Here is a 3385-nt window from a genome sequence, read left to right on the forward strand (position 1 = left end):
AACCGGGTCCGCCCGGCTGACCGGTCGGCCACCAGCAGCGACTTGCGCACCAGCCCATCGAGCAGATCCAGGGTGGCGAAGTCGTCTGGGGCGTCTGGGAATCCCGCTACGGCGCAGGCGCTGTGCAGATCGAATCCCCCGGCGAACACCGAACACCGATCCAGCAGCACCTTTTCCGTGTCGTCGAGCAGGTCGTAGGACCACGCCACCGCGTGGCGCAGGGTGTGGTGGCGTTCTAGACCGCGCCGCGACCCGACCAGCAGCCGGAACCGCTGATCGAGCCGATCACGCACCTCGCTGGCGGTCATCGATGCCATCCGTGAGGCCGCCAACTCGATGGCTAACGGGATGCCGTCGAGTCTGCGGCAGATTTCCACTACAGCGTCCGCCTCGCCGGGCTGGGCCAGCGAGAAGTCCGACACGACACTTTGGGCACGGTCGACGAAAAGGTTCACCGCGGCCGATTCGGTTCCCGAGTTGACGTCGAGCGACGGGACACGCCACAACTGTTCTTCGCTGACCCCCAATCCTTCGCGGCTGGTTGCGAGAATCGTTACGGTCGCCGAGGCGGCGAGGATCGCCTCGACCAGATCCGCGACACTGTCGACAACGTGCTCGCAGTTGTCGAACACCAGCAGCCGGGCCCTGCCCTCCGACGCGGCCGCGACACTATCGGCCATGCTCTTCCCGGGCTGCTGGATGATGCCCAGCACCGCGGCCACCGCGTCGGGCACCGCCGCCGGATCGGCGACCGCGGCTAAGTCGAAAAACCAGACCCCGTCGGGGAACTCATCGGCCAGCCGCGCCCCGACTTCCAGCGCCAGCCGGGTCTTGCCGACCCCACCCACCCCGGTCAATGTGACCAACCGATGAGCCTTCACCGCGGCGTGCACCTCGCCGACCTCGGCCTCACGCCCGATGAAGCTCGTGGTCTGAGGGTGCAGATTCCCCGGACTCGTGTCCAGCGCCCGCAACGGCGGAAAGTCTGTGCGTAACCCTGTCGCTCGGACCTGAAACACTCCGACCGCGGTGGGCAGATCCCGCAGCCGCCGCGGCCCCAAATCGATGAGATCGACCCCGCTGAGCAGTCCCGCCGTCGACTCGGCCAACAGGATCTGACCGCCATGCCCGGCGGCCATCACCCGCGACGCACGGTTCAGCACCGCACCGAAGTAATCACCGTCGCGGAGTTCTGCTTCACCGGTCGCAATCCCCATCCGCACGGGCAAATCGAGTTCGCGCTGCGCGGCGACCGCGGCATCGACCGCCGACTTGGGCGAGGCGAACGCGGCGCACACGCCGTCGCCGGTGTGCTTGAACAGAAACCCGCCATGGGCCTCAATCGCCGCACGCAATACCGCATCATGTGCTGCCAGTGCCGGCCGCATTGCCTCGGCATCGGTCTCCCACCGACGGGTCGAACCCTCGACATCGGTGAACAAGAACGTCACCACCCCCGAAGGAGCAGCCGCCGAAGCAGCGGACACCTCCGCAGAATCTCACACCCGACCTGCTCCTACCTCGCACATCGGCCGATTCGGCCCCCTGTCCGGATACGCGCGCACCGCAGCGCCACTCATATGTTCTTCATAGGTTGTACCTAGCGCGCCCTAGCCGTCGCCCGCGCATCATTCAGGCATGAGTGAAACACCTGAAACACCAACCAGGCCGACTGCGGTCGCCACCACACCAACAACCGAAGTAGTCAAACCTTATTGGCTCTACCGGTTCGCGGCGTGGGTCGTGATCGTTGCCGGCATCGTCTTTATCGCGATGAGCGTTTTCTTCGCCGGTTTCAAGATCGCCGGCCATCATCACCACCACGGGTGCCACCACCACCACACGGGTCAACACCACGGCATGCGCCCCGGCGGCATGCACCGCGGCCCGGGTGCTGGCGGTCCGGGGGGTCCCGCCAGCCCAGGACCCTCACAACCACCGTCGTCCGTCGCGCCGTCGCTGGCTCCGGCGCAGCCGTAGTCCGCAGTTCTCTGCCCATGAGCCCGGCGTCCCAGTAACGGGACGCCGGGCTCCGAGTCTTTCCTACGACGCCTTAACGGCCCAACGTGCGGTCGCGGCTATCGCTCACGTGAGGCATTATGGCGAACCATGAGCGAGACACCTCCGTCGTCGATTCCCCCGCCGCCCGTCTCACCTACGCCCGCACATCCCGAGCGGCTCTATCAAGTAGCGGCGTGGGTGGCGATCATTGCCGGGGTCCTGCTCATTGCCGTGGTCGCGCTTCGTGTCGCCTGGTTCTTGGGCTGCTAGGAAGGTAGCCGCGGCGCCACGCCAAGAGCGCGGCGTTTGATGGTCGGCGTCCACGTCGGCATGATCAGGGGATGACCCAAGCACCCGAGCACGAGATCCAGCCGCCGCCCCCCGCCACGCCGGTGCCGCCGCACTTGGCGAAGCCTTCGCGCCTGTACCAGGTGGCGGCGTGGGTGGTGATTGTTGCCGGAATCGTTTTCATCGTCGCGGTCGTCTTCTTCACTGGTGCTGCAGTCGCCGGGCATGATCAGCCCTTCCGTCATCACCACGGCATGTTTGGGCCCGGCGGTCCCGACGGTCCCCCGCCCGGTGGGATGTTCGTCTTCCCGGGACCATTTCCGCCCGGCATGGGCCCTGGTTGGCCCGGCGGCCCGCCAATGATGCCAGGGCCCTTCGGACCGGACATGGGGCCGGGCGGGCCCGGTGGCCATGGCGGCGGTCATGGCGGTCCGCCTCCCGCGCCTGCCACGCCGTAGCGCAGCCAAAGTATCTGCGGCGCAACCATATTCAACGAAGCGTGTCATCGCAGACGTGAGCCAAAGCGGGCGCGGCGAGCATCGTTGGCTTTTGTTTGGGTTGCCCAGTTGGCATGATCGAGATCCATGACCTTCGAAGTCGCGAAGGCGACGATTGGCGTGGCGGTCGGCGGCGTCGCGGCGGTATTGCTGGCCCCGGCGACGGCAGCCGTGCCTTCCGCCCCAGGCGTCGTCAGCTATGCCGTCCTGGGGAAGGGCTCGGTGGGCAACATCGTCGGCGGGCCGATGCGCGACGAGTCGGTGTTCACCCAGCCGGTCCAGTCGTTCTTCGTCGACAACCCGGTGTGCAACAACTGGGCCGACATCGGGTTGCCGGAGGTCTACAACGATCCCGACCTGGCGTCGTTCAACGGAGCCAGCACGCAGACCTCGCCGACCGACCAGACCCACTTCGTCAAGCAGGCGGTCGGTGTCTTCGCCACCGGTGCTGCGGCCGACGCCGCCTTCCACCGCGTAGTGGATCGCACGGTCGGTTGCTCGGGCCAGACCACTCCCATGCACTTGGACAACGGCACGACGCAGGTGTGGTCGTTCGAGGGTGGCCCGGCGGGTGCCGCCGATGCGGCGTGGACCAAGCA

Annotated in this window: 5 protein-coding genes; 4 read left to right on the forward strand and 1 reads right to left on the reverse strand. The window is 67.0% G+C overall.

The genetic code is table 11. The features are described from left to right. A partial coding sequence (locus WBF82_RS12195) for an ATP-binding protein (protein WP_424383283.1) occupies positions 1-1487 on the reverse strand: 1487 nt, incomplete at its 3' end. 151 nt (positions 1488-1638) lie between these two features. On the opposite strand from WBF82_RS12195, the gene WBF82_RS12200 reads away from it, so the two are divergent. The 4 genes from WBF82_RS12200 to WBF82_RS12215 form a co-directional block, all read left to right on the forward strand. Next, positions 1639-1980 (forward strand): hypothetical protein, encoded by a 342-nt coding sequence (locus WBF82_RS12200; RefSeq protein ID WP_424383284.1) that lies wholly within the window; start codon positions 1639-1641, stop codon positions 1978-1980. A 129-nt stretch (positions 1981-2109) separates the two neighbouring features. Continuing rightward, positions 2110-2271 (forward strand): hypothetical protein, encoded by a 162-nt coding sequence (locus WBF82_RS12205; RefSeq protein ID WP_424383285.1) that lies wholly within the window; start codon positions 2110-2112, stop codon positions 2269-2271. Between the two features lie 71 nt (positions 2272-2342). Further along, a complete protein-coding gene (locus tag WBF82_RS12210) occupies positions 2343-2747 on the forward strand; it encodes a hypothetical protein (protein ID WP_424383286.1) in 405 nt (134 codons plus the stop codon). Positions 2748-2873: 126 nt separating this feature from the next. Then, on the forward strand, positions 2874-3385 hold a 512-nt coding region (locus tag WBF82_RS12215; RefSeq protein ID WP_424383287.1), incomplete at its 3' end, for a sensor domain-containing protein.

Source organism: Mycobacterium sp. (assembly GCF_049673265.1).
Lineage (GTDB): Bacteria > Actinomycetota > Actinomycetes > Mycobacteriales > Mycobacteriaceae > Mycobacterium.

Bases quoted from the DNA above. Each gene is read 5' to 3' on its own strand.
- WBF82_RS12200 (WP_424383284.1), top strand. From the start codon at position 1,639: ATGAGTGAAACACCTGAAACACCAACCAGGCCGACTGCGGTCGCCACC.
- WBF82_RS12205 (WP_424383285.1), top strand. From the start codon at position 2,110: ATGAGCGAGACACCTCCGTCGTCGATTCCCCCGCCGCCCGTCTCACCT.
- WBF82_RS12210 (WP_424383286.1), top strand. From the start codon at position 2,343: ATGACCCAAGCACCCGAGCACGAGATCCAGCCGCCGCCCCCCGCCACG.